The 21414-nt window shown below is 73.9% G+C and carries 23 protein-coding genes; all 23 read right to left on the reverse strand.

Annotated features, from left to right (window positions below; translation table 11 throughout):
• Positions 1 to 6: 6 nt before the first annotated feature.
• On the reverse strand, positions 7 to 834 hold the full coding sequence (gene trpA, locus L3K22_RS00610) for a tryptophan synthase subunit alpha (RefSeq protein WP_263309699.1): 828 nt from the start codon (positions 832 to 834) through the stop codon (positions 7 to 9).
• The gene (gene trpB / locus L3K22_RS00615; protein ID WP_263309700.1) at positions 831 to 2156 is read right to left on the reverse strand and encodes a tryptophan synthase subunit beta; all 1326 of its coding nucleotides are present in this window, start codon (positions 2154 to 2156) and stop codon (positions 831 to 833) included. The genes trpA and trpB overlap by 4 nt, the downstream gene beginning before the upstream one ends.
• Positions 2153 to 2986 carry an indole-3-glycerol phosphate synthase TrpC gene (gene trpC, locus L3K22_RS00620; RefSeq protein ID WP_263309701.1) on the reverse strand — a complete coding sequence of 278 codons (834 nt, stop codon included), beginning with the start codon at positions 2984 to 2986 and terminating at the stop codon, positions 2153 to 2155. The genes trpB and trpC overlap by 4 nt, the downstream gene beginning before the upstream one ends.
• A 62-nt stretch (positions 2987 to 3048) precedes the next feature.
• On the reverse strand, positions 3049 to 3516 hold the full coding sequence (locus L3K22_RS00625) for a DUF2752 domain-containing protein (protein WP_263309702.1): 468 nt from the start codon (positions 3514 to 3516) through the stop codon (positions 3049 to 3051).
• Entirely contained in the window at positions 3513 to 3818 is a 306-nt protein-coding gene (locus L3K22_RS00630; RefSeq protein WP_263309703.1) for an HGxxPAAW family protein, read from the reverse strand. The genes L3K22_RS00625 and L3K22_RS00630 overlap by 4 nt, the downstream gene beginning before the upstream one ends.
• 92 nt (positions 3819 to 3910) lie before the next feature.
• On the reverse strand, positions 3911 to 4594 hold the full coding sequence (locus tag L3K22_RS00635) for a Trp biosynthesis-associated membrane protein (protein WP_263309704.1): 684 nt from the start codon (positions 4592 to 4594) through the stop codon (positions 3911 to 3913).
• Positions 4591 to 6171 (reverse strand): anthranilate synthase component I, encoded by a 1581-nt coding sequence (locus L3K22_RS00640; protein ID WP_263309705.1) that lies wholly within the window; start codon positions 6169 to 6171, stop codon positions 4591 to 4593. Before L3K22_RS00640 ends, L3K22_RS00635 begins: the two co-directional genes overlap by 4 nt.
• On the reverse strand, positions 6168 to 6584 hold the full coding sequence (gene hisI / locus L3K22_RS00645; RefSeq protein ID WP_263309706.1) for a phosphoribosyl-AMP cyclohydrolase: 417 nt from the start codon (positions 6582 to 6584) through the stop codon (positions 6168 to 6170). The genes L3K22_RS00640 and hisI overlap by 4 nt, the downstream gene beginning before the upstream one ends.
• The gene (metK, locus tag L3K22_RS00650) at positions 6581 to 7789 is read right to left on the reverse strand and encodes a methionine adenosyltransferase (RefSeq protein ID WP_263309707.1); all 1209 of its coding nucleotides are present in this window, start codon (positions 7787 to 7789) and stop codon (positions 6581 to 6583) included. Before metK ends, hisI begins: the two co-directional genes overlap by 4 nt.
• 5 nt (positions 7790 to 7794) lie before the next feature.
• Complete coding sequence (gene coaBC / locus L3K22_RS00655) at positions 7795 to 9060, reverse strand: bifunctional phosphopantothenoylcysteine decarboxylase/phosphopantothenate--cysteine ligase CoaBC (protein WP_263309708.1); 1266 nt, start codon at positions 9058 to 9060, stop codon at positions 7795 to 7797.
• 34 nt (positions 9061 to 9094) lie between these two features.
• Positions 9095 to 9457, reverse strand: coding sequence for a DNA-directed RNA polymerase subunit omega (gene rpoZ, locus L3K22_RS00660; protein ID WP_184325001.1), 363 nt, complete (start codon positions 9455 to 9457; stop codon positions 9095 to 9097).
• 83 nt (positions 9458 to 9540) lie between these two features.
• Entirely contained in the window at positions 9541 to 10143 is a 603-nt protein-coding gene (gene gmk / locus L3K22_RS00665; protein ID WP_263309709.1) for a guanylate kinase, read from the reverse strand.
• Positions 10140 to 10466: an integration host factor, actinobacterial type gene (gene mihF, locus L3K22_RS00670; protein ID WP_062951048.1), complete on the reverse strand. Its 327-nt coding sequence runs from the start codon at positions 10464 to 10466 to the stop codon at positions 10140 to 10142. Before mihF ends, gmk begins: the two co-directional genes overlap by 4 nt.
• Before the next feature lie 190 nt (positions 10467 to 10656).
• On the reverse strand, positions 10657 to 11502 hold the full coding sequence (gene pyrF, locus L3K22_RS00675) for an orotidine-5'-phosphate decarboxylase (protein WP_263309710.1): 846 nt from the start codon (positions 11500 to 11502) through the stop codon (positions 10657 to 10659).
• On the reverse strand, positions 11499 to 14852 hold the full coding sequence (gene carB / locus L3K22_RS00680) for a carbamoyl-phosphate synthase large subunit (protein WP_263309711.1): 3354 nt from the start codon (positions 14850 to 14852) through the stop codon (positions 11499 to 11501). Before carB ends, pyrF begins: the two co-directional genes overlap by 4 nt.
• Complete coding sequence (gene carA, locus L3K22_RS00685; protein ID WP_263309712.1) at positions 14852 to 16054, reverse strand: glutamine-hydrolyzing carbamoyl-phosphate synthase small subunit; 1203 nt, start codon at positions 16052 to 16054, stop codon at positions 14852 to 14854. The genes carB and carA overlap by 1 nt, the downstream gene beginning before the upstream one ends.
• The gene (locus tag L3K22_RS00690; protein ID WP_263309713.1) at positions 16051 to 16545 is read right to left on the reverse strand and encodes a PH-like domain-containing protein; all 495 of its coding nucleotides are present in this window, start codon (positions 16543 to 16545) and stop codon (positions 16051 to 16053) included. The genes carA and L3K22_RS00690 overlap by 4 nt, the downstream gene beginning before the upstream one ends.
• Complete coding sequence (locus L3K22_RS00695; protein ID WP_263309714.1) at positions 16542 to 17873, reverse strand: dihydroorotase; 1332 nt, start codon at positions 17871 to 17873, stop codon at positions 16542 to 16544. Before L3K22_RS00695 ends, L3K22_RS00690 begins: the two co-directional genes overlap by 4 nt.
• Positions 17863 to 18825, reverse strand: a complete 963-nt coding sequence (locus L3K22_RS00700) for an aspartate carbamoyltransferase catalytic subunit (RefSeq protein ID WP_263309715.1) — start codon at positions 18823 to 18825, stop codon at positions 17863 to 17865. Before L3K22_RS00700 ends, L3K22_RS00695 begins: the two co-directional genes overlap by 11 nt.
• Entirely contained in the window at positions 18822 to 19433 is a 612-nt protein-coding gene (gene pyrR, locus L3K22_RS00705) for a bifunctional pyr operon transcriptional regulator/uracil phosphoribosyltransferase PyrR (protein ID WP_263309716.1), read from the reverse strand. Before pyrR ends, L3K22_RS00700 begins: the two co-directional genes overlap by 4 nt.
• Before the next feature lie 182 nt (positions 19434 to 19615).
• On the reverse strand, positions 19616 to 20161 hold the full coding sequence (nusB, locus tag L3K22_RS00710) for a transcription antitermination factor NusB (protein WP_259882913.1): 546 nt from the start codon (positions 20159 to 20161) through the stop codon (positions 19616 to 19618).
• Positions 20158 to 20718 carry an elongation factor P gene (efp, locus tag L3K22_RS00715; RefSeq protein ID WP_263309717.1) on the reverse strand — a complete coding sequence of 187 codons (561 nt, stop codon included), beginning with the start codon at positions 20716 to 20718 and terminating at the stop codon, positions 20158 to 20160. The genes nusB and efp overlap by 4 nt, the downstream gene beginning before the upstream one ends.
• A 74-nt stretch (positions 20719 to 20792) precedes the next feature.
• A complete protein-coding gene (locus tag L3K22_RS00720) occupies positions 20793 to 21410 on the reverse strand; it encodes a MarR family transcriptional regulator (protein ID WP_263309718.1) in 618 nt (205 codons plus the stop codon).
• Positions 21411 to 21414: the final 4 nt, after the last annotated feature.

Here is a 21414-nt window from a genome sequence, read left to right on the forward strand (position 1 = left end):
GGCTGGTCAGGTGCGGGCGCGCTCGACGCCGCCGCGGAGATCCGCCGCGACGGCCGCGAGGGCCGTGCGGGCCGCCGCGTCGTCGCCCTCGTGCTCGATCAGGGCGCGCACGAAGGCGGAGCCGACGATCACTCCATCAGCGTACGCGCCGACCTGCGCGGCCTGCTCACCGTTCGAGACGCCCAGACCCACGCAGACGTTCCTCGCCCCGGCCGCCCGGGTGCGCTCGACGAGGCCCTCCGTGGCGGTGGAGACGCTGGCCCGGGTGCCGGTGACGCCCATGGTGCTCGCCGCGTACACGAATCCGCGCGTGTGCGAGACCACATGCTCGAGCCGGTCCCGCGGGGAGCTCGGTGCGACGAGGAACACACGGTCCACGCCGTGCTGCTCGGAGGCGGCGATCCAGTCGGCGCCCTCGTCGGGAATGAGGTCGGGGGTGATCAGCCCGGCGCCGCCGGCGGCGGCGAGGTCGCGGGCGAAGGCGTCGGGCCCGTAGGCGAGCACCGGGTTCCAGTAGCTCATCACCAGGATCGCGGCGCCGCGGCCGGAGAGCTGCTCGACGGCCTCCAGGACCTGCCGAGTGCGGGTGCCGCGCTCGAGCGCGGCGGAGGCGGCCTGCTGGATCACGGCCCCGTCCATGACGGGGTCGGAGTAGGGCAGGCCCAGCTCGATCATGTCCGCGCCGTGGTCGATGAGCACCTTCGCGGCCTCGATCGAGCCCTCGAGGTCGGGATATCCGACGGGCAGGTAGCCGATGAGCGCGGCGCGGTCCTCGGCGCGGGCGCGGTCCAGGACGTCGCCGGCGCGCAGGCGGCGGGTGTCGGCGGCGGTCATCGGGCCTCCTCCTGGGCGGCGGGTGCTGCGGTGCGGGCGAGATCGCGCAGGACGGCGAGGTCGGCGCGCGCGGGATCGTCGCCCACCAGCCCGAACCAGCGCGAGGCGGTGTCCACGTCCTTGTCCCCGCGTCCGGAGAGGCTCACCAGGATCACGGCGTCCTCCCCGAGCTCGCGTCCCAGCTCGAGCGCGCCGGCGAGGGCGTGGGCGGACTCGATCGCGGGCATGATGCCCTCGGTCATGGACAGCAGCGCGAAGGCCTCCATGGCGGGGCCGTCGTCGATCGCGCGGTACTCGGCGCGGCCGATGTCGGCGAGCCAGGCGTGCTCGGGGCCGACGCTGGGGTAGTCCAGTCCGGCGGAGACGGAGTGCGAGGGGATGGTCTGGCCGTCCTCGTCCTGCATGACGAAGCTGCGCGCGCCGTGGAGCACACCGGCGGAGCCGCCGGTGATGGTCGCCGAGTGGCGGCCGGACGCGACGCCGTCGCCGCCGGCCTCGCAGCCGACGAGGCGCACGAGCGGATCGGTGTCGTCGAGGAAGGCGTGGAAGATGCCCATCGCGTTGGAGCCGCCGCCGACGCAGGCGACGACCGCGTCGGGCAGTCGGCCCACGCGCTCGAGGGTCTGGGCGCGGGCCTCCTCGCCGATGATGCGGTGGAAGTCGCGCACCATGGCGGGGAACGGGTGGGGTCCCGCGACGGTGCCCAGCAGGTAGTGGGTGGTCTCCACGTTCGCGACCCAGTCGCGGAAGGCCTCGTTGATCGCGTCCTTGAGGGTGCGGGAGCCCTGCTCGACGGCGACCACCTCGGCGCCGAGCAGGCGCATGCGGGCGACGTTGAGGGCCTGGCGCTCGGTGTCCTCGGCGCCCATGTAGATCGTGCAGTCGAGCCCGAACAGGGCCGCGGCGGTCGCGGTGGCGACGCCGTGCTGGCCCGCGCCGGTCTCGGCGATCACGCGGGTCTTGCCCATGCGTCGGGTCAGCAGCGCCTGGCCGAGCACGTTGTTGATCTTGTGCGAGCCGGTGTGGTTGAGGTCCTCGCGCTTGAGGAGGATCCGCGCGCCGCCTGCGAGGGCCGAGAAGCGCGGCGCCTCGGACAGCAGCGAGGGACGCCCGGTGTACTCGGCGGCCAGACGCCGCAGCTCCTCGGTGAACTCCGGGTCGACGATCGCCTTCTCGTAGGTCTCGGTGAGCTCGTCGAGGGCGGGCACGAGCGCCTCGGGCAGGAAGCGCCCGCCGAAGTCGCCGAAGTAGGGCCCGGCCTCGGAGCGCAGCGCCGTCGAGGGTCGGGTGAGGTCGGGCAGCACGGGGTCGGGGGTGCTCATGCCTGGGCTCCTTCCGGGAGGGGGCGGCCGCGGCGGGCGACGCTGCGGAACGAGGAGACGGCGCCGGCGGGGTCCCCGGAGGTCACCAGGGCCTCGCCGACCAGGACGGCGTCCGCACCGGCGGCGGCGTAGGCCTCGACGTCGGCGCGGGCGGCGACCGCGGACTCGCCGATGGCGAGGGGGCCGGCGGGGATGCGGCGCAGCAGGGCCGCGGCACGGTCCAGGTCGACGGTGAGGTCCTTGAGGTTGCGGGCGTTGACGCCGAGGAGCTGCGGGTCCAGGGCGAGGGCCCGCTCGAGCTCCTCCTCCGTATGGGTCTCGACCAGCGCCTGCATGCCCAGCTCGCCGGTGAGCGCGTACAGCTCCTGCAGCGGACCGTCCTCGAGCGCGGCGACGATCAGCAGCACGATGTCCGCCCCGTGGGCGCGGGCCTCGTGCACCTGGTACGGCTCGACGACGAAGTCCTTGCGCAGCACCGGCACGTCGACCCGCTCGCGGACGGCGTCGAGGTCGGCGAGGGAGCCGCGGAACCGGCGCTGCTCGGTGAGGACGCTGATCGCGGAGGCTCCGGAGTCCGCGTAGGTGCCGGCGAGCTCGGCCGGCTCGGGGATCTCCGCCAGGGCGCCCTTGGAGGGGCTGGCGCGCTTGACCTCGGCGATCAGGCCCATGGTGGTGCCGTCGCCGGCCAGTCGGGCGCGGGCGTCGAGGGCGGGGGCGGCGGCCTGAGCGCGCGCCTCGATCTGGGCGTCCGGCACGGCGCGACGCCGGGGGGCGAGATCCTCGCGGACGCCGACGATGATGTCGTCGAGAACGGTTCCGGTGGTGGTCACTCGATCCTCCTGAAGCGGGTGGGGCGGCGCCGCGCACGAGGCTGCGGTCCGCGGGGCGGGGCTCAGCCGCCGACGTACGAGATCGGTGTCAGGAACCAGAAGGCGGGGAGGTTCCGCAGCACCGTGAAGACCAGCACGACGCCGGTGAGCACGAGCACCGTCGTGCTGGAGGGCGTGAGCTCGGTGGTGAGGCCCCGCGCCCGGCGCAGCGTCCACACCCCCATGCCGATCGCGGTCAGCGGGATCGCGAGGATGATCAGCAGGTTGCTGCGCAGGGCCAGCAGCAGGTCGCCGGCGAGCAGGGAGTGCACGGCGCGGAGCGCTCCGCAGCCGGGGCACTCGATGCCCGTGAGGTGGTTGGCGATGCACAGCGGCACATGGGTGCGGAACGGGTCGAAGATCAGCTGCACCCCGACCGCGAGCGCCAGTGCGGCGCCCATGATGCCGAGCGGCAGCAGGAGCCGGTGCGCACCGCGCGCGGGTCCTCCCGCGCCGAGCTGCTCGTCCCGCTCCTGCGCCGCGAGGGTCACCGGGCGCCGGCCTCGGCAGGGGCCTCGTCGGGACGGGTCTCGGCGACGGCGACGGCCTCGGCGACCGGGTGGCCGTACTTCTTGGGCTGGCCGAGGCCGGCCTTGGACATCACGACGCCGGCCAGGATCGCGAGCACGACGATCGCGGCGCCGACCCAGATCAGCACCGTCATCTCGGGGAGGATGAGGCCCGCGGCGATCGGGACGGAGCCGATCACGATGCCCATGTTCATCGTCCACGCCGCGACGGTCTTCCCCTCGTTGTGATGGGGCGGCGGCGGCACGGTGTAGGTCTTCGACATGATCCTTCTCCAGTCTGGGTCCCGGTCGGGGCCATTGTGCCACGTCATGCCGTCGGACGACGGCATCGTCCGCGGCGTGCTGCTCAAGGCGGTCAGCGCTGCGGGGGCGTCCCGGCGCCGTCGGTCCCGGGAGCGTCGGCGGGGTCCGTCCCCGCGCGCGGCGCGTCCTCGTCCTCGTCGGGGCCGGCGAGGCTCGGGTCCTCGCCGCGGGTGAGGGCGTCCCAGGCGGCGGCGGGGTCCTCGGCGGGGTCGGCGGCGGTGGTGACGGCGGCGCTGCGGTAGCGGCTGCCGACGGGCCAGGAACCGCCTGCGATCAGCACGATCACGCCGGTGGCGATCACGGCGAGGGCCGGGACGAGGGCGATCAGCGGCCAGCTGGTCGCGTCCGCGGCGACCTCCGCGCCGACCACCCCGGTGGACTCGGCGACGGCGGAGCCGGCGGCCGCAGCGGGGTCGCGCAGCGGGGTGAAGGAGGCGAGGCCCGCGCCGAGCCCGGCGGCGATCAGGACCGGCCCCGTGAGGAAGCGCACCCAGCGGCTCGAGAGCGAGGTCGCCAGCGCCGCGGCGAGGGCCGCGAGGGCGAGGGCGAGCACCGCCGGGGCGGCGTCCGAGCCGCCCACCGCGACGTCCTGCGCGGTGCCGGCGAGGTCGGGGGCGGTGGCCTGCACCCAGGTGGCGCGCGTGGTGCCGGCCAGGGCGCTCGCGGCGACGAGGCCGCCGAGGACGGCGGCGCGGCGCGAGGGCCCGGTGCGGCGCGGTCGCTGCTCGGCGCTCATGCGGGGCGGAGGGTGTCGGCGGAGGCGGCGGCGCGCAGCGCGGCGGCGGCCTTGGCCTGGGTCTCGCGGTGCTCCATGGTCGCGTCGGAGTCGGCGACCACTCCCCCGCCGGCCTGCACGTGCGCGGTGCCGTCCTTGATCACGGCGGTGCGGATCGCGATCGCCATGTCCATGTCGCCGGCGAAGTCGAAGTAGCCGACCGTCCCGCCGTAGACGCCGCGGCGCACGGGCTCGAGCCGGTCGATGATCCGCATCGCGGAGGGCTTCGGGGCGCCGGAGAGGGTGCCGGCCGGGAAGGTGGCGCGCAGCGCGTCGTAGGCCGCGGCGTCCTCGCGCAGGGTGCCGGTGACGGTGGAGACGATGTGCTGGATGTGGCTGAACCGCTCGATGTGCATGAAGTCCCGCACCACCACGGTGCCGGGAGCGCAGAACTTCTGCAGGTCGTTGCGGGCGAGGTCCACGAGCATGAGGTGCTCGGAGCGCTCCTTCGGGTCGGCCAGCAGCTCGGCCGCCAGGTGCTCGTCCTCCTCGGGGCTCGCGCCGCGGGGGCGGGAGCCGGCGATCGGGTGGGTCGTCGCGGTGGTGCCGCGGACGGTCACGAGCGACTCGGGGCTCGCGCCGACCACGTCGATCGGCTCGCCGTCGGCGTCCTCGGTGCGCAGCAGGTACATGTAGGGGCTGGGGTTCATGCGGCGCAGCACCCGGTAGACGTCCAGCGGGTCCGCCGCGATCGGCAGGGAGAAGCGCTGCGAGGGGACGACCTGGAAGATCTCCCCGTCGACGATGTCGCGCACCGCCTCGTGGACCGCGGCCTCGTACTCGCGCTGGGCGGTGCGGGCCTTGGGCTCTAGGTCGCTGACGGTGTCGTAGACGGTCGGTCCGCCGACCGCGGGGGTGCGCAGCCGCTGACGGAGCGTCTCGAGGCGGGCGAGGGCGTCGTCGTAGGCGGCGTCCACGCCGTCGTCGGTGGCGTTGAGGTTCAGGGCGTTGGCGACCAGGACGACGGTCGAGTCGTGGGCGTCGTGGACGACGACGTCCTGGGCCAGCAGCATCGAGAGGTCCGGCAGACCGATCTCGTCCGGCGGCGCCTCGGGCAGCTTCTCCCAGTGGCGCACCGCGTCGTAGGCGACGTAGCCGACGAGCCCGCCGGAGAAGGGCGGCAGATGCTGCTGGCGGGCGGCGCGGAACGCGGAGGTCACGGCCGCGAGGGCCTCGACGGGGCTGCCGGAGGTGGGCACCCCGGCGGGGACGTCGCCGCGCCAGTGCGCGGCGCCGTCCCGCTCGGTGAGCACCGCACGGGCGCGGGTGCCGATGATCGAGTACCGGGAGGCCTCGCCCTCCCCGGCGGATTCCAGCAGGAAGGTGCCGCGGGTGCCGCCGTCGGCGGTGAGCCGGCGGTAGAGCGAGACGGGGGTGTCCTCGTCGGCCAGCAGCCGCACCGAGACGGGCACGACCCGCTGGCGTGCGGCGAGCTCGCGGAAGGTCTCGCGGTCCGGGGTGATCTCGCCCAGCGCGATGCCCTCGCGGCCGCCGATGCGCTCGGGATAGGCCTCGGGGCGGGCGTCCTCGACGGTCACAGGGAACGCTCCTTCTCGGTCAGCACGACGGCGTCCAGGCCACCGCCGTCGAAGCAGGTGTCGGTGCCGCGGTGGCAGGCGGCCCCGACCTGGTCGACCTGCACCAGCAGGGTGTCGCCGTCGCAGTCCAGCGCGACGGAGCGCACGAACTGGACGTGGCCGGAGGTGTCGCCCTTGCGCCAGTACTCGCCGCGGGAGCGGGACCAGTAGGTCGCCCGGCCCGTGGTGAGCGTGCGCCGCAGCGCCTCGTCGTCCATCCAGCCGACCATCAGCACGCGCTGGTCGCTCGCGTCCTGCACGACGGCGGTGAGCAGGCCGGCGCCATCGTGCTTGAGCCGGGCGGTGAGGGCGGGGTCCAGCGTCGGGGCGGTGCGGCCCGCGCCGGGGGCGCCGGAGGTGTCGGGGGCGGTCACAGGGCGCGCTCCAGCTCCTCGGCGCGGTCGCGGCGCTCCCAGGTGAACTCGGGCAGCTCCCGGCCGAAGTGGCCGTGCACGGAGGTGAGGGAGTAGATCGGGCGCAGCAGGTCCAGCGCCTCGATCAGCGCGGCGGGGCGGAGGTCGAAGACCTTGCGCACGGCGGCGGCGATCCGGTGCGCGGGCGCCTTCCCGGTGCCGAAGGTCTCGACGTACAGGCCCACCGGCTCGGCGACGCCGATCGCGTAGGCGACCTGCACCTCGCAGCGGTCGGCGAGGCCGGCGGCGACGATGTTCTTGGCGACCCAGCGCATGGCGTAGGCGCCGGAGCGGTCGACCTTGCTGGGGTCCTTGCCGGAGAAGGCGCCGCCGCCGTGGCGGGCCATCCCGCCGTAGGTGTCGACGATGATCTTGCGGCCGGTCAGGCCCGCATCGCCCTTGGGCCCGCCGAGCACGAAGCGGCCGGAGGGGTTGATGTGGGTGACGACCTCGGAGACGTCCAGGCCCTGCGCGGCGAGGTCCTCGAGGACCGGGGCGATGACGACCCTGGAGATCGCGGGCGCGAGCTGGGCGTCGAGGTCGACCTCCTCGCTGTGCTGCGTGGAGACGACGACGGCCTCGACGCTGCGGGCCACGCCGTCCTCGTCGTAGCCGATGGAGACCTGGGTCTTGCCGTCGGGGCGGAGGTAGGGCAGCACGCCGTCGCGGCGGGCGGTGGAGAGGTTCTGGGTGAGGCGGTGCGCGGCGTGGATCGGCAGCGGCATCAGCTCGGGGGTGTCGTTGCAGGCGTAGCCGAACATGAGCCCCTGGTCGCCGGCGCCGAGACGCGCGAAGGCCTCGGCCGAGACGTCGCCTCTCGCCTCGAAGGAGGTGTCCACCCCCTGGGCGATGTCCGGGGACTGCGCGCCGATCGAGACCTCGACGCCGCAGGAGTCCGCGTCGAAGCCCTTCTCGGAGGAGTCGTAGCCGATCTCGCGGATCACGTCGCGCACGATGTGGGAGACGTCGCTGTAGCCGGTCGTGCGGACCTCGCCGGCGACGTGCACGAGCCCGGTGGTGACCATGGTCTCCACGGCGACGCGGGCGCCGGTGTCCTGGCTCAGCATGTCGTCGAGGATCGCGTCGGAGATCTGGTCGCAGATCTTGTCGGGATGCCCCTCGGTGACCGATTCGGACGTGAAGGTGCGCAGCTCGCTGGTGGTCATGGGGATCAGGGTACTTCCGGGAGACGACCGACGAGCTCGTCGAGCACGGCGTGGGCGACGAGGGTCTTGCTGCCCGCGGCGCGGGCGACCTCCTCGCCATCGCGGTCCAGGATCCGCACCTCGTTGTCCGCGGCGCCGAACACCCCGGCGCTGACGTCGTTGAAGACCAGCAGGTCGGCGCCCTTGCGGCGCGCCTTCTGCCGGGCGAGGTCCAGGGCCGCGGCGCCGTCCCCGCCGGTCTCGGCGGCGAAGCCCACGATCGCGGGGCGCGCGGCCCCGCCGCGGGAGACGACGCTTTTACGCAGGATGTCCTGGGTGCGGGCCAGGGCGAGGGTCGGCACGGAGTCCGGGGCGGACTCGTCCTTCTTGATCTTCTGGTCCGCGCGGCCCGCGGAGGTGAAGTCCGCCACGGCGGCGGCCATGACGAGCGCGTCGACCTCCCCGAGCCGGGCGGCGACGAGCTCGGCGAGCTCGGCGGCGCTGACCACGTCGAGGCGGTCCGCGCCGGGCGGGGTCTCGAGCGCGACGTTCGCGGCGGCCAGGCGCACCCGCGCGCCGCGCACGAGGGCCGCATGGGCGAGCGCCCAGCCCTGTCGGCCGGAGGAGTGGTTGGCGAGGAAGCGGACGGGGTCGAGCTCCTCGCGGGTGCCGCCGGCAGTGATCAGCAGCTCGCGGCCGACGAGATCGCGCAGCGCTCCCCCGCGATCGTCGCGCGGCGCGGCGATCGCGGCGCGGGCGGCGTCGAGGATCGCCTCGGGCTCGGGAAGGCGGCCCGGTCCGGAGTCGGGGCCGGTCAGGCGGCCGACGGCGGGCTCGAGCACGGTCACGCCCCGCTCGCGCAGCACGGCGACGTTCTCGCGGGTGGAGGGGTGCTCCCACATCTCGGTGTGCATGGCGGGGGCGACCACCACGGGCCCGCGGGTCACCAGCAGCGAGGCGGTGAGCATGTCGTCGGCGCGGCCCATCCGCATCCGCGCCAGCAGGTCCGCGGTGGCGGGGGCGATGACGGTGAGATCGGCCTGCTGGCCGTGCCGCACATGGGCGACCTCGTCGACGTCCTCGAAGACGGAGGTGAGCACCGGGTGGTGGCTGAGCGCCTCCCAGGTCGCCCCGCCCACGAACTCGAGCGAGGCGGGGGTGGGGACCACCCGCACCTCGGCCCCTTCACCGACAAGACCGCGCACCAGGTGCGCGGTCTTGTAGGCGGCGATCCCGCCGCCGACGCCCACGAGGACGCGGGCTCCGGCGAGCGTGCGCGGCTGGCTGCTCATGCCTGCTCCGTGCGACGACCGGCGAGGGCCGCGATCAGAGGGTGAAGTCGGTCGGCGGGACCTCGGGGGCGTCGTCGCCGAGCAGCAGCGGGGCCGGGGCGTTGGGGTCCGGCTCGTTCTGCGCGGCGTACTCCTCCTCGTCGATCTCGCGGACGGTCAGGAGGCCCTCGTCGATCTCGCGCAGCGCGATCGAGAGCGGCTTCTCCTGGTTCTCGACGTCGACCAGCGGGCCGACGAACTCGAGCAGACCCTCGGAGAGCTGCGAGTAGTACGCGTTGATCTGGCGGGCGCGCTGGGAGGCGTACAGCACCAGGGCGTACTTCGAGTCGACGGTCTCGAGGAGACGGTCGATCGGGGGGTTCGTGATGCCTTCGGGCTGTGCGACTGTTCCGGCCACGGATGTCCCTTCCTGGGTGACGACGTGCGACGCTCCAGGATACGCCACGCCGCGCGCGGCGGCGAGGGCAGGAGCGAGAGGGGTCAGGTGAGGTCGTTCACGCCGAGCAGGCGTGCGAGCTCGTCGGCGGCGCGGTCCACCGAGTCGTTGACGATGGTCACGTCGAACTCGTCCTCCGCGGCGAGCTCGACCCTGGCGGTCGCGAGACGGCGCTCGCGCTCCTCCTCGTCCTCCGTGCCGCGGCCCACGAGACGCTGCACGAGCGTGTCCCAGTCCGGCGGGGCGAGGAAGACGAAGCGAGCCTCGGGGAGGCTCTCGCGCACCTGGCGGGCGCCGGCGAGGTCGATCTCGAGCAGCACGGGGCGGCCCTCGGCGACCTTCTCCTCGACGGGGCCGCGCGGGGTGCCGTACTTGTTGCGGCCGTGGACCACGGCCCATTCGAGCATCTGGCCGTCCTCGATCAGGCGGGAGAACTCCTCCTCGCCCATGAAGCGGTAGTGCACGCCGTCGACCTCGCCGGGGCGGGGCGCGCGGGTGGTCGCGGAGACGGACAGCCAGATCTGGGGATACCGGGCGCGGATCGCCGCGGAGACGGTCCCCTTGCCCACCGCGGTGGGGCCGGCCAGGACGGTGACCGGGGCCGGCGCCGTCGCGGCGCCGGCCCCGGTGGGAAGATCAGGGCTCACTCGGAGAAGTGGGCGACGAGCTTCTCCGCCTGGTGCGAGCCGAGGCCGCGGATCTTGCGGGAGGGCGAGATGCCGATCTCCTCCATGATCTGCTGGGCCTTGACCTTGCCGACGCCGGGCAGGGCCTCGAGCAGGGCGGAGACGCGGAGACGGCCGACGACCTCGTTGGACTCGGCCTCGGCGAGGACCTTCTTGATCTCCTCGCCGCGGTGGCCGGCGCTGTCCTTGAGCCGCGCCTTGATGGCCGCGCGCTCGCGGCGTGCCTCGGCGGCCTTCTTCAGGGCCTCGGCCCGCTGCTCAGGGGTGAGGGGAGGGAGAGCCACTGTTCTTACCTCTTGTTCTGTCGCGGTTGTCCTGCGGGTCCGGGAGGAGCCCGGTGTGGGAAGAGCGTAACCCCATAATCGTGGCCGAGGGCACTTCTGACACGCTAAGTCCCAGGTCCGATGCGTTTCGGGGCCCGACGACGCCGTCCCCCGACGGTGTCGGGGCCCCGTGCGGGAGCGCCCCTCGGCCTCAGCGGAAGGTCGTTGCCAGCTCCTCCGCGCGCTGGGCGAGCGCCGCCCGGTCCGGCCCTGCCGCGAGCAGTCCGCGGGACACCGAGACTAGGGCCTGACCTGCACGTTCACCGAAAACGTCGGCAATCTCCGCAGGTCCGGCGCCCTGGGCCCCGACGCCGGGGGCGAGGAGCGGGACCGAGGGTGCGGCGGCGTCCAGGCCGAGGCGGCGGTAGGCGTCGCCGACGGTCGCGCCGACGACCAGGCCGATGCTCGACCACTCCCCCGGCGCGGCGCCGCCGATCCTCTCGGCGTGTCGCGCGATCTCCAGCGCGACCGGCGTGTCCTGGTCGGTCCTCGCGTGCTGGACCTGCGGTCCGTCGGGGTTGGAGGTCAGGGCGAGGAGGAACAGCCCCTTGCCGTGGGCCAGGGCGAGCTCGCCGGCGGGGTCGAGGGAGCCGGTGCCCAGATAGGGGCTGACGGTGATCGCGTCGGCCTCCAGCGGTGCACCGGGCAGGAGGTGCGCCCGGGCATAGGCGTCCATCGTCGAGCCGATGTCGCCCCGCTTGACGTCGAGGATCGTCAGCACCCCCGCCGCGCGGGCCGCGGCCAGCAGCTCCTCGAGCACCGCGACGCCGGCGCTGCCGTGGCGCTCGAAGAACGCCGACTGCGGCTTGAGCGCGGCGACGTGCCCGGTGACGGCCTCGAGCACCGTGCGGGAGAACTCCCGCAGCCCCGCGGGGCTGTCGGGGAGCCCCCAGGACTCCAGCAGCGCGGCGTGCGGGTCGATGCCCGCGACGAGGCGGCCGCGCGCGGCAGTCTCCTCCTGCAGCCGCCGTCCGAAGCTCGCCGGGGCGGTGCTCATGCCGACGCCCCGGCCGTCCGCACCTCGCGCAGACGCGCGGTGTGGGCCTGGATGCTGTGGACCTCGAAGGGCTCCACGGGGCGCGCCTCGATCGCCTGGACGGCCGCCTGGAACTCCTGAAGCGTCGTGATCATCGGGACGTCCATGCTGGTCGCGGCGGCGCGGATGGCGTAGCCGTCGACGCGGGCGTTGGAGCCCGAGGGGGTGTTCAGCACGAGGTCCACCTCGCCCGCCTCGATGAGGTCGATGACGCTCGCGCCCTCGCCCTCCTCCGAGGCCTTGCGCAGCACGCGGCAGGGGATCCCGTAGCGCCCGAGCACCCGCCCGGTGCCCTCGGTGGTGAGGATCTCGAAGCCGAGCGCGGCCAGGCGCGCCACCGGCAGCGGGAGGGAGCGCTTGTCGCGGTCGGAGACCGAGACGAAGGCGGTGCCCGCGGTGGGCAGGCCCTGTCCGGAGATCGCCAGCTGCGACTTCGCGAAGGCGAGCGGGAAGGTCGAGTCCATGCCCATCACCTCGCCCGTCGAGCGCATCTCCGGGCCGAGCACCGAGTCCACGGCGCGTCCCTCGCGGGTGCGGAAGCGCTTGAACGGCAGCACCGCCTCCTTCACCGCGATCGGCGAGTCCTCGGGCAGGTCCGAGCCGTCGCCGGCGGCCGGGAGCACGCCGCCGCGGCGCAGGTCCGCGATGGAGGTGCCGGCCATGAGCAGCGCGGCCGCCTGCGCGAGCGGCACCCCGGTGGCCTTCGCGACGAAGGGCACGGTGCGGGAGGCGCGGGGGTTCGCCTCGAGCACGTAGAGCACGCCGTGGGAGAGCGCGTACTGCACGTTGAGCAGGCCGCGCACGCCCACGCCCTCGGCGATCGCGAGGGTCGAGGCGCGGATCCGCTCGAGCACCGGATCGCCGAGGGTGACCGGCGGCAGGGTGCAGGCGGAGTCGCCGGAGTGGATGCCGGCTTCCTCGATGTGCTCCATGACGCCGGCGAGGTAGAGCTCCTCGCCGTCGTAGAGGGCGTCCACGTCGATCTCGATCGCGGTGTCCAGGAAGCTGTCGATGAGGATCGGCGCCTCGGCGCGGCCCCCGTCGGGCAGGTTGCGGCCGACGTAGTCGACCAGCCCCGCCTCGTCGAAGACGATCTCCATGCCGCGGCCGCCGAGCACGTAGCTGGGGCGCACGAGCACCGGATAGCCGACCTCCGCGGCGACCTCGATCGCGTCGTTCAGCGCCCAGGCGGTGCCGTAGGGCGGGGCGGGCAGGTCGGCCTCGGCCAGGACGGCGCCGAAGTGGCCGCGGTCCTCGGCGTTGTCGATCGCGGCGGGGCTGGTGCCGATGATCGGCAGGCCCTCCGCCTCGAGGCGGCGCGCGAGGGACAGCGGGGTCTGGCCGCCGAGCTGGACGATGACGCCGGCGACGGGGCCGGCGGCCTTCTCCGCCTCGTACACCTCGACGACGTCCTCGAAGGTGAGCGGCTCGAAGTAGAGCCGGTCGGCGATGTCGTAGTCGGTCGAGACCGTCTCGGGGTTGCAGTTGATCATGACCGTCTCGTAGCCGCCGCCGGGCAGCTCCGGATCGCCGAGAGCGAGCGCGGCGTGGACGCAGGAGTAGTCGAACTCGATGCCCTGGCCGATGCGGTTGGGGCCCGAGCCGAGGATCATCACCGCGGGCTTCTCGCGGGGCTCGATCTCGGTCTCCTGGTCGTAGGTCGAGTAGTGGTACGGGGTGCGGGAGGCGAACTCCGCGGCGCAGGTGTCCACCGTCTTGTAGACCGGGTTGATCCCCAGCGCCTCGCGCACGCCCTTGACGACGTCGCCGCTGCGGCCGGTGAGCGCGCCGATCTGCTCGTCGGAGAGGCCGTGCCGCTTGGCCAGGCCCAGCAGGTCCGCGTCCAGCACGTCGCTCGCGCGGATCTCCGCCGCCAGCTCGGCGACGATCAGCATCTGGTCGAGGAACCAGCGGTCGATCGCCGTCGCCTCCACGAGGCGGTCGAGGGTCTCGGCGGGGTCGAGGATCCCCTCCGCCGCGGACCACAGGATCCGCGCGATGGCGACCAGGCGCTCCGAGGTCGGGGTGCGCACCGCGTCCAGGAGCGCGGCGACCTCGGCGGCGCTCGGCGGCGTGCCCGTGTAGTCCAGCGACGCGCCCTTGGCGTCGATGGAGCGCTGCGCCTTGCCGAGGGCCTCGGTGAAGTTGCGGCCCAGGGCCATCGCCTCGCCGACGCTCTTCATGGTGGTGGTGAGCGTCGGGTCCGCGGCGGGGAACTTCTCGAAGGCGAAGCGGGGCACCTTGACCACGACGTAGTCCAGCGCCGGCTCGAAGCTGGCCGGGGTGGTGCCGGTGATGTCGTTGCGGATCTCGTCGAGGGTGTAGCCGATCGCGACGCGCGCGGCGATCTTCGCGATCGGGAAGCCGGTGGCCTTCGAGGCGAGCGCCGAGGAGCGGGAGACGCGGGGGTTCATCTCGATCACGACGATGCGGCCGGTCTCGGGGTGGGTGGCGAACTGGACGTTGCAGCCGCCGGTGTCGACGCCGACCTCGCGGATGATCGCGATGCCGAGGTCGCGCAGCTTCTGCATCTCGACGTCGGTGAGGGTCAGCGCGGGGGCGACGGTGACCGAGTCGCCGGTGTGCACGCCGACGGGGTCGACGTTCTCGATCGAGCAGATCACGACGCAGTTGTCGGCGCTGTCGCGCATGAGCTCGAGCTCGAACTCCTTCCAGCCCAGGATCGACTCCTCGAGCAGGACCTCGGAGGTCGGCGAGTAGTGCAGGCCGTCGCCGCCGATGCGGCGCAGGTCCGCCTCGTCGTAGGCCATGCCGGAGCCGAGACCGCCCATGGTGAAGCTGGGGCGGACCACCATCGGGTAGCCGAGCTCGTCGGCCGCCTCCAGCAGCTCGTCCATGGTGTGGCAGATCCGCGAGCGGGCGGACTCGCCGCCGACCCGCTCGACGACCTCCTTGAACTGCTGGCGGTCCTCGGCCTTGTTGATCGCCTCGAGGTTCGCGCCGATCATCTCGACGCCGAACTCCTCGAGGGTCCCGTTCTCGGCCAGGGCGATCGCGGCGTTCAGCGCGGTCTGCCCGCCGAGCGTCGGCAGGATCGCGTCCGGCCGCTCCGCGGCGATGATCGAGCGGATGATGTCCGGGTCGATCGGCTCGATGTAGGTGGCGTCGGCGATCTCCGGGTCGGTCATGATCGTGGCCGGGTTGGAGTTGACCAGGATGACCCGCAGGCCCTCCTCGCGCAGGACGCGGCAGGCCTGGGTGCCGGAGTAGTCGAACTCCGCGGCCTGGCCGATGACGATCGGGCCGGAGCCGACGACGAGGACGGAGGAGATATCGGTACGGCGGGGCATCAGGACTCCTTGTCGGCGGAGGCGGCGCGGTGCGCGACGGCGAGCTCCAGCAGTCGGTCGAAGAGGGACGAGGCGTCGTGGGGGCCGCCGGCGGCCTCGGGGTGGTACTGGACGGAGTAGGCGGGGAGGTCGAGGCAGCGCAGCCCCTCGACCACGTCGTCGTTCAGGCCCACGTGCGAGACGACGACCCGGCCGTAGCGGCCCCCGTCGTGGGGGGCGGTGTGCTCGCCCTCGAGCGGCACGTCGACGGCGAAGCCGTGGTTGTGCGCGGTGATCGCGACCTGGCCGGTCTCGCGGTCCTGGACGGGCTGGTTGATGCCGCGGTGGCCGAACTTCAGCTTGTAGGTGTCGAAGCCGAGGGCGCGGCCCAGCAGCTGGTTGCCGAAGCAGATGCCGAAGAAGGGCACGCCTGCGTCGAGCACGCCGCGCAGCAGCTCGATCTGGGCGGTCGCGGCGGAGGGGTCGCCGGGGCCGTTGGAGAAGAAGACGGCATCGGCGCCGATCGCGAGGAGGTCCTCGAGGGAGGTCGTGGCGGGCAGCAGGTGCACGCGCAGGCCGCGGGCGAGCATGGAGCGCGGCGAGGCGCCCTTGATGCCGAGGTCCACGGCGGCGACGGTCGCGACCGCCTCGCCCTCGGGCTCGAGCACGACGGGCTGGGCGATCGTGACCTCCTCGACGAAGCTCGAGCCGGCCATCTGCGGCTGCTCGCGCACCTGGGCGAGCAGCTCCTCCTCCGAGGCCTCGAGGGCCTCTCCGGAGAAGATGCCGCCGCGGGCGGAGCCCTCCTCGCGCAGCCGACGGGTGAGCATGCGGGTGTCGATGTCGCTGATGCCGACCACGTCGCTGCTGATCAGGAGGTCGTCGAGGCTCTGCTCGGCGCGGAAGGAGGAGGCGATGCGGCTCGCGTCGCGCACGGCGTAGCCGCGCACCCACACGCGGCGGGACTCCATGTCCTCGGCGTTCGCGCCGGTGTTGCCGATGTGCGGGGCGGTCTGCACGACGATCTGCCCGGCGTAGGAGGGATCCGAGAGGGTCTCCTGGTAGCCGGTCATGCCGGTGGTGAAGACGACCTCGCCGAAGCGGGCGCCGCGGGCGCCGTAGGCGGAGCCGCGCAGCACGGTGCCGTCCTCGAGGATCAGCAGCGCGCGCTCGCGGCGCGCACGGCCCGAGGGCCTGGGGGTGGCGGGGGCGGGGGCGGTCATGAGTGCTCCTTCCGGGAGAGCAGGAGGTCGTGGTCGGCGCGCCGGTCGAGGCGCAGGCCGGTGTCCAGGAGCTGGTCGCCGAGGCTCCAGCGGATGATCAGCAGGCCGTCGCCGCCGATGAACTTCCCCGCCATGCCGGGCCCGGAGGTGACCTCCCGGACGGCCGCGGCGGGGATGGTGAGCGGCCCGGTGCCCTCGCGCTCGAGGTGCCAGGTGCCCTGCTCGCCGAGGCTGACCTCGGCGCGGGCGCGCTGTCCCAGGCGGTGGGCGACGACCCGCTCGAGCGGCTGCTCGGCGAGGACGGTGTCGACGTAGACCGCGCCGACGGGCCCGTGGGCGGTGGCCTCGCCGAGCTCCTCGAGCGTCCGTGCCGACGGGGCCGGCAGATGGGCCTGCGAGCGGCCGCGCCGGCGCCAGCCGAGCACCATCGCGCCGATCATCAGCGCGAACAGCACCGCCAGCAGGAGGACCGGGACGATCCGCCCGCTCACCTCTCCACCACCGCGCCGTCGCGCACGGTGGGCCGGCCGCCGAGCAGGGTGAGCCGGTTCGCGCCGGGCAGCTCGAGGCCCGCGAAGGGAGAGTTGCGGCCCTGGGAGGCGTGCTCGGCGGGGTCCGCGACCCGCACCGGGTGCGGGTCCCAGACGAGGAGGTGGGCCGGCTCCCCCACCGCGACCGGTCGGCCGTGGTCCTGGTCGCGGCCGATCTCGGCGGGCTTCTCGGAGAGCACCCGGGCGACGTCGCGCCAGCTGAGGCGGCCCTCGTCGACCATCGTGGACTGGACCAGGGACAGCGCGGTCTCGAGGCCGGTCATGCCCATCGCGGCCTGGTCCCACTCGCGGTCCTTGGCGTCCGCGGGATGGGGGGCGTGGTCGGTCGCGACGATGTCGATGGTCCCGTCGGCCAGGCCCTCGCGCACCGCCTCGACGTCCGCGGCGGTGCGCAGCGGCGGGTTGACCTTGAACACCGCGTCGAACTGGCGCACGTTCTCGTCGGTCAGCAGCAGGTGGTGCGGGGTGACCTCGGCGGTGACCGCGATGCCGCGCTGCTTGGCCCAGCGCACGATGTCCACGCTGCCGGCGGTCGAGAGGTGGCAGACGTGCAGGCGGGAGCCGACGTGTTGGGCCAGCAGCACGTCGCGGGCGATGATCGACTCCTCGGCCACGGCCGGCCATCCGGTCAGCCCCAGCTCCGCCGAGACGAGCCCCTCGTGCATCTGGGCGCCCTCGGTCAGGCGCGGGTCCTGGGCGTGCTGGGCGATCACGCCGTCGAAGGACTTCACGTACTCCAGCGCCCGCCGCATCAGCACCGGGTCGTGCACGCACTTGCCGTCGTCGCTGAACACGCGGACGCGGGCGCGGGAGTTCGCCATCGCGTCGAGCTCGGCGAGGCGCTCGCCCTGGAGGCCCACGGTGACCGCGCCGACGGGGCGGACGGCGCACCAGCCGGCGGCCTCGCCGCGCATCGCGACCTGCTCGACCACGCCCGCGGTGTCCGCGACGGGGGTCGTGTTGGCCATGGCGTGCACGGCGGTGAAGCCGCCGCGGGCGGCGGCGCGGGTGCCGGTCTCGACGGTCTCGGCCTCCTCGCCGCCGGGCTCGCGCAGGTGGGTGTGGAGGTCGACCAGGCCGGGGAGGATCACGCAGCCCTCGGCGTCGATCACCTCGACGCCGTCCGGCGCCTCGAGCTCGCCGCCGATCGCGGCGATGCGGCCCTCGCGGATCAGGATGTCCTGCACGTCCTCGCCGTAGGGGCGACCGCCGCGCAGCAGCAGCGGGGCCGGGGAGCCGGTCTCGGCGGTGGTGGTGTCAGCGGTCACGGGGGGCCTCCCGGGAGTCGGTGGCGAGCAGGTGGTAGAGCACGGCCATGCGCACGAACACGCCGGAGGCGACCTGCTCGACGATGACGCTGCGCGGCGAGTCGGCGACGGAGCCGGCGATCTCGAAGCCGCGGTTCATCGGGCCGGGGTGCATGACGATCGTGTGCTCGGGCAGGGAGGCGGCGCGGGCGGCGCTGAGCCCGTAGCGGCGGGAGTACTCCCCCGCCGTCGGGAAGAAGCCGCCGCCGACCATCCGCTCGTGCTGGACCCGCAGCATCATCACGGCGTCGGGACCGGCGGCGAGGGCCTGGTCGAGGTCGTAGGAGATCTCGCACGGCCAGGCGGAGGCGCCGACGGGCACCAGCGCGGGCGGTGCGACGAGCGTGACGCGGGCGCCGAGCAGGGTCAGCAGCAGCACGTTCGAGCGGGCGACGCGGGAGTGGAGCACGTCCCCGACGATCACCACGTGCAGGCCGTCGAGGCCCGCGTGCGGGTCGCCGGGCCGCAGGTGGCGGCGCATGGTGAAGGCGTCGAGCATCGCCTGGGTGGGGTGCTCGTGCGCGCCGTCGCCGGCGTTGATGATGGGCTGGTCGATCCAGCCGGCGTGGGCGAGCAGGTGCGCCGCGCCGGAGGAGCCCGAGCGCACCACGACCGCGTCGGCGCCCATCGCCTGGAGGGTGAGCGCGGTGTCCTTCAGCGACTCGCCCTTGGAGATGCTCGAGCCCTTGGCGGAGAAGTTGATGACGTCGGCCGAGAGGCGCTTGGCCGCGGCCTCGAAGCTGATCCGGGTGCGGGTGGAGTCCTCGAAGAAGAGGTTCACGACGGTGGTGCCCACGAGGGTGGGCAGCTTGCGGATCGCGCGGGACTGGGTCTGGGCCATGTGCTCGGCGGTCGCGAGGACCTCGAGGGCCTCCTCGCGGCGGAGGTCCGCGATCGAGATGAAGTGCCTCATGCGCGCCCCTCCCCCGTCGAGCGGGCCGGGCGGACGATGTCCACCGCATCGGTGCCGTCGGTCTCCGTGAGCTGGACGTGCACCCGCTCGCTGCGCGAGGTGGGCAGGTTCTTGCCGACGTGGTCGGCGCGGATCGGCAGCTCGCGATGGCCGCGGTCCACGAGCACGGCCAGGCGCACGGCGGCGGGTCGGCCGATGGCGCTGAGCGCGTCGAGGGCGGCGCGGATGGTGCGGCCGGAGTAGAGCACGTCGTCGACGAGCACGACGGTGCGACCGTCGATGCCGGCGGCGGGGATCCGGGTGGGGCTCGGCGCGCGGGTGGGATTGCTGCGCAGGTCGTCGCGGTACATGGTGATGTCGAGCGCGCCGTGCAGGTCGGCGAGGTCGGCGCCGTCGGGGCGACCCTCGGCGCGGGCGATGAGCTCGGCGAGGCGGCGGGCGAGCGGCACGCCGCGGTGCGGGATGCCGAGCAGGACGAGGTCCTCGGCGCCGTGGTCGCTCTCGAGGATCTCGTGGGCGATGCGGGTCAGCGCGCGCCGGATCTCCTCCGGCCCGAGGACGCGGGAGCTCTCGGCTCCCCTCTCCAGGGCAGGGTCGGTGCTGGTCATGCGGTGTTCTCCCTTCCACGCCTCACGGGACGTGTCGTTAAAGGGTCGGGTGCTCGTGCGAGCTGTGCCGAGTGTAGTCGGCAGGTGCGGGTCCGCCCCCGCCTGCCCGCCCCTCGGACGGGGACGCGCCCGGCGGGGGCGGAGGGTGACTGCGGAGGGGCCTGCTCAGCCGGTCAGCAGATTCAGCCGAGCAGGCCGCGCACGTCCACGAGCCGCTGCAGCAGGCCGTTGACGAAGCGCGGGGAGTCGTCGGTCGAGAGGACCTCGGCGATCTTGGTGTACTCGCCGATGATCGCGCCGCGCGCCCCGGGCTCCTCGCCGTGCAGCACCTCGGCGGCGCCGAGGCGCAGGATCGCGCGGTCCACCGCGGGCATGCGGTGCAGCGGCCAGTCGCGGGAGTGCGTGGAGAGGTCCTCGTCGATGTCGACGGCGTGCGGGGCGTAGAGCTCGACCAGGGCGCGGGAGCGCTCGGGCAGCGGGGTCTGCGCGGCCGTGCGACGGAGCCGCTCGGCAAGCACGTCGAGCACATCGGCCTGCTTGGCGTCGGCCTCGAAGAGCACGTCCAGGGCGCGGATCCGGTCGCGGGAGCGTCCGTGGAGCCGGTCCGCGGCGGCCGGGACGGTCCGCTCGAGCTCGACCTCCGCCCCCTCCCGGGTGGGGAGGGGGAGGCCGGTGGGGCGCGGGGCGGGCCGGTCGTCGGCGCCCTGCGGGGTCGAGCCTCGGGTCACTTCACGCGCTCGAGGTAGTCGCCGCTGCGGGTGTCGACCTTGACACGGTCGCCTTCGTTGAGGAACAGCGGGACCTGGATCTCGCGGCCGGTGGTCAGGCGCGCGGGCTTGGTGCCGCCGCTGGAGCGGTCGCCCTGCAGGCCGGGCTCGGTGAACTCGATCTCGAGCACCACGGAGGCGGGCAGCTCGACGAAGAGCGCGTTGCCTTCGTGGAAGGCGATGACGACGTCCTGGCCCTCGACCATGAAGTCCTTGGCCTCGCCCACGACCTCCTCGGTGAGGCTGGTCTGCTCCCAGTTCGAGGTGTCCATGAAGACGTACATGTCGCCGTCGAGATAGGAGAACTGCATGTCGCGGCGGTCCACGGTGGCCGTCTCGACCTTCACGCCGGCGTTGAAGGTCTTGTCCACGCCCTTGCCGGACAGGACGTTCTTGAGCTTGGTGCGCACGAAGGCGGGTCCCTTGCCGGGCTTGACGTGCTGGAACTCGACCACGCTCCAGAGCTGCTGGTCGATGACCAGCACCATTCCGTTCTTGAGGTCGTTCGTCGTCGCCATGTGTCTCCTCGGTTGTCGTCGGGGCGGCCCCAGGATAGCGCGCGGCGCCCCCGCCCTCGGGGGCGGGGGCGGACTCAGCGGGTCGACGTGAGGTCGATCATGCTCAGCAGTCGCACGGCGAGCGGATGGGCGGCGCTCTCCTCGCGCCAGCCGCTGGTCTTCACGGCGCGGGAGACGGTCTGCTGGGTGACGCCGAGGCGCTCGGCGAGGACGGCCTGCGTGGCCGTGGGAACCTCACGCAGCTCGTGCACGGCCTGCCACTGGCCGCGGCTGCGGGCGCGGATCATCCAGCCGATCAGCCGCAGCACGGCCTCGACGTCGGCGGCGGTGTCGGCGTGGCGGGGATCGGCGGCGCGGACGGCGAGCGGGACCTGCGAGGTGGTCGACGCCGCGGCCACGGCGCTCCGGGCGGCCTCGACGGCGGGGCCGGAGAGCTCGCGGACCGAGCCGGGCAGCGGCCCCGGCACGGCACCGATCCCGAGGCCGACGGCCGTGCTCCCGACCTCGAGCGCCCGCAGCATCGCCTCGAGCGCGGTCTCCCCTCGGGAGGCGAGCACGAGCGCGTCCGGGCCGGCGGTCCGCTCCGGGGCGAGCGGCAGCTCGAGCCCCTCGAGAGCCTCGAGCAGAGCGGGGACGGGGTCGCCGGCGGCGCGGCCGTGGCCGGGGCGACCGGTGAGGGAGAGGACGAACACGGAG

The sequence above is a fragment of the Brachybacterium atlanticum genome, assembly GCF_025669985.1.
GTDB lineage: Bacteria > Actinomycetota > Actinomycetes > Actinomycetales > Dermabacteraceae > Brachybacterium > Brachybacterium conglomeratum.

Coding starts and splice junctions, on each gene's coding strand:
- trpA (WP_263309699.1), bottom strand. CDS start 834: ATGACCGCCGCCGACACCCGCCGCCTGCGCGCCGGCGACGTCCTGGAC.
- trpB (WP_263309700.1), bottom strand. CDS start 2,156: ATGAGCACCCCCGACCCCGTGCTGCCCGACCTCACCCGACCCTCGACG.
- L3K22_RS00630 (WP_263309703.1), bottom strand. CDS start 3,818: ATGTCGAAGACCTACACCGTGCCGCCGCCGCCCCATCACAACGAGGGG.
- L3K22_RS00635 (WP_263309704.1), bottom strand. CDS start 4,594: ATGAGCGCCGAGCAGCGACCGCGCCGCACCGGGCCCTCGCGCCGCGCC.
- metK (WP_263309707.1), bottom strand. CDS start 7,789: ATGACCACCAGCGAGCTGCGCACCTTCACGTCCGAATCGGTCACCGAG.
- coaBC (WP_263309708.1), bottom strand. CDS start 9,060: ATGAGCAGCCAGCCGCGCACGCTCGCCGGAGCCCGCGTCCTCGTGGGC.
- pyrF (WP_263309710.1), bottom strand. CDS start 11,502: ATGAGCACCGCCCCGGCGAGCTTCGGACGGCGGCTGCAGGAGGAGACT.
- carB (WP_263309711.1), bottom strand. CDS start 14,852: ATGCCCCGCCGTACCGATATCTCCTCCGTCCTCGTCGTCGGCTCCGGC.
- carA (WP_263309712.1), bottom strand. CDS start 16,054: ATGACCGCCCCCGCCCCCGCCACCCCCAGGCCCTCGGGCCGTGCGCGC.
- L3K22_RS00700 (WP_263309715.1), bottom strand. CDS start 18,825: ATGAGGCACTTCATCTCGATCGCGGACCTCCGCCGCGAGGAGGCCCTC.
- pyrR (WP_263309716.1), bottom strand. CDS start 19,433: ATGACCAGCACCGACCCTGCCCTGGAGAGGGGAGCCGAGAGCTCCCGC.
- efp (WP_263309717.1), bottom strand. CDS start 20,718: ATGGCGACGACGAACGACCTCAAGAACGGAATGGTGCTGGTCATCGAC.